The organism is Citrobacter sp. Colony219 (genome assembly GCF_019382635.1).
GTDB classification, from domain to species: domain Bacteria; phylum Pseudomonadota; class Gammaproteobacteria; order Enterobacterales; family Enterobacteriaceae; genus Citrobacter; species Citrobacter youngae.
Genome location: NZ_CP080033.1, coordinates 3,759,514 through 3,762,424, shown reverse-complemented (window position 1 = coordinate 3,762,424; position 2,911 = coordinate 3,759,514). Strand labels below are relative to the sequence as shown.

General features: G+C 56.1%; 2 protein-coding genes and 1 other RNA gene (1 of these 3 cut by a window edge). All 3 read right to left on the bottom strand.

The annotated features are described in order from the left end of the window. Window positions 1–86 precede the first annotated feature (86 nt). Window positions 87–450, bottom strand: a transfer-messenger RNA (tmRNA) gene (gene ssrA / locus JTI85_RS16855). 72 nt (window positions 451–522) lie between these two features. Beyond that, entirely contained in the window at window positions 523–1,686 is a 1,164-nt protein-coding gene (locus JTI85_RS16850; RefSeq protein ID WP_219352591.1) for an HlyD family efflux transporter periplasmic adaptor subunit, read from the bottom strand. 7 nt (window positions 1,687–1,693) lie between these two features. Beyond that, window positions 1,694–2,911 carry the 3' portion of a type I secretion system permease/ATPase gene (locus tag JTI85_RS16845; protein WP_219351780.1) on the bottom strand. 969 nt of this gene lie beyond the right edge of the window, so only the last 1,218 of its 2,187 coding nucleotides appear in the window; the start codon falls outside the window, past its right edge; its stop codon occupies window positions 1,694–1,696.

Here is a 2,911-nt window from a genome sequence, read left to right as displayed (position 1 = left end):
AGGGCACAAAAAAGCCCGCAGGGCTTGCGCCGTGCGGGCTCTTAGGACTTCATCGGATGACTCTGGTAATCACCGATGGAGAATTTTGGTGGAGCTGGCGGGAGTTGAACCCGCGTCCGAAATTCCTACATCCTCGGTACTACATGCTTAGTCAGTCTTTACATTCGCCTGGCACCTGCGGACAGACACGCCACTACCAGACTAGCCTGATTAGTTTTAACGCTTCAACCCCAGGCAGGGCATCCACGCGATCTCTTTTGGGTTTGACCTCTCTTTGATCCCCGTCTTAAGAGCGGAAGCTAGGGAGAGAGGGCTAAGAGCAGGTTATTAAGCTGCTAAAGCGTAGTTTTCGTCGTTTGCGACTATTTTTTTGCGGCTTTTTACGAGGCCAACCGCCCCTCGGCATGCACCTTGGGTTTCGCGAATCCCGTCGAATCCAGAATCAGCCCCAATGTGTTAGAACAAGTATAACAGACTTGTGACACGCGTGACCAGCCCCCACAACCCTTTAACCGCAAGGATTTACCGCTCGCGCAGTGCTTCTTTTGCACGATTAAATGGTTTGATTAAATAGTCGACGATGGTTTTTTCACCTGTTTTTATATCCACAGTGGCAATCATGCCCGGTACGATAGAAAAATGGCGTCCCAGCTTGTTCTGTAAGAAGTCCTGATGGGTACGGATAAACACGCGGTAGTAGAAAATTTCCGGTTTCACTTTGTCCTGAATGGTGTCCGGGGAGATGGTTTCGACCACGCCCTCCAGCCCTCCGTAAATGGCGTAGTCATAGGCAGTAATCTTCACCAGCGCCCGCTGTCCGGGGTGGATAAACGCGATATCGCGCGGTGACAGGCGGGTTTCAATCAGCAAATGATCGTCTACCGGGACAATCTCCATCATTTCGCCGTTAGGAGGGATCACGCCGCCAATCGTGGTGACCAGGATGTTTTTTACGATACCGCGCATCGGGGCGCGAACGGTCAGGCGGGTGACGGAGTCTTCGCGACCTTTTAAGATAGCCGCCAGCATATCTACCTCGGCGTTGGCCTTCGACAGCGCTTCACGCGCCTGCACGTAATATTGCGAGCGCAGATCGGTTATTTTGAGTCCAAGATCGCTTTTTTGTCGTTGCAGGCGCAGCACTTCTACGTGGCTGGCGGCACCGCTTTTCTCCAGCCGTTGGGTAATGGCCAGCTCTTTATTTACCGAGACCAGCGCATCCTGCAGTTCCACCATAGAATCAGCAAGCTGCGCGCGACGGCTTTTATACAGCCGCGTTTCAGAGGCGATAAGATCCGGCCAGGCCTGCAGCGAGCTGGGGAACGTTAGCGGCAAATCGTTAACTTCGGCATTGAGCCTTGCGCTGGAGGCCAGTGATGCGCGATAGCGGGCGGCGCTTTCCCCCACGTTGGACTCCGAACGGGTGGGGTCGAGGCGCGCCACAATTTGATTAGCCTGGACTTTATCTCCCTCGCGGACCGTCAGCTCGGCGAGAATACCGCCATCCAGTGATTGCAAGACCTGTTCACGCGAGCTGGGGATCACTTTCCCGCTGCCCGTTGAGACTTCATCCAGCTTGCCGAAATATGCCCAGATCCCCAGGACTGCAAACAGCAGCGTGCTGAGCAGGATAATGCGACTGGCGCCGGAAAAACGGTGTTCCCGGCGGATATCGAGATCGTCCATGGCGACGTCATGCGGATTGGTTTTCATTTTTCCACTCCCGACCGTGAATTGGGGCTGGTGCCCGGCTCGCATTCAACGCCTGCGCTTTCGGGGCATCCATGACCAGTTGACCTTCTTTGAGCACCACCACGCGTTCGACCAGTTCCAGAACCGGTACGCGATGGGTTGCAACAATCAATGTGCGGTTGCCCAGCCACAGATTCAGACGCTGAATAAACTCTCGTTCGGTGTGTTCATCCAGCGAGGCGCTGGGTTCGTCGAGCAGGACAATATTGGGTGAGCGTAGCAGCATTCTTGCCAGCAGGATCGACTGCCGTTGGCCGCCGGACAGACCGTTGCCGCCTTCCATAATGGGGTGCGCCAGCCCTTTGGCGAGTTGTTTAACGAAAGCCGCCGCGCCGCTGACCTCCAGCGCGTCGAAGATCTGTGCGTCGCTGGCATGCGGTGCGCCGAGAGTCAGGTTCTCGCGCAGGGTGCCGAAAAACAGCCGCGCATTCTGGTTGAGGAAACCGATGTTGCGACGTAAATCGGCCATATCGATCTGCGCCAGGCTCAGGTTATCGAGCCGGACATCGCCCTGGATAATCTCCACGCTACCCGCCATGGCCTGAAGCAGAGTTGATTTTCCGGCGCCGTTACGCCCGAGGATCGCCACCCGTTCGCCGGGCATGACCTCCAGACGCGAGATGCGCAGTGGAACGCGCTGATCGTCGCTGTGGTAGCGAAAGTGTGCGTTCTCAAACAGATAATGGCCGTGAAAAATCTCCTGATGCACCCGGTCTTCGTCGTACTGCGTTTCGGTGGGAAGCTGCATGATGCTGTCTAATCCCATCTTCGCCGCCTTGACCTGTTGCCAGCGGGCCAGCACGCCGCACAGATTAGCCATCGGAGCAATCATTCTGGAACCGAGCATTGAGGCCGCCACCACGGCGCCGGTGGTCATCGTGCCTTCAATGACCATCGGCGCGCCAAACATAATGATGGCGGCGTAGACCAGGCTTTGTACTGACATCCCCCAGCCAATCAGCCCCTGAGTCAGCCTGCGCGTGCGCAGCCCGGACTCTCCTGTAATGCGGATATAGCTGTTCCATTGCTGTAAAAAGCGGTTTTCCGCCTGCATCAGCTTGATGTCTTCCAGCCCCTGAACACTCTCGACCAGCACCGCGTTGCGCAGAGTGGATTCATGTGCGGCCTGGTTAGCAAGCACCGCCAGTTTTTTTTGTAA

Excerpts from the sequence above, each read along its gene's own strand:
- JTI85_RS16850 (WP_219352591.1), bottom strand. The coding sequence starts at position 1,686 with ATGGACGATCTCGATATCCGCCGGGAACACCGTTTTTCCGGCGCCAGT.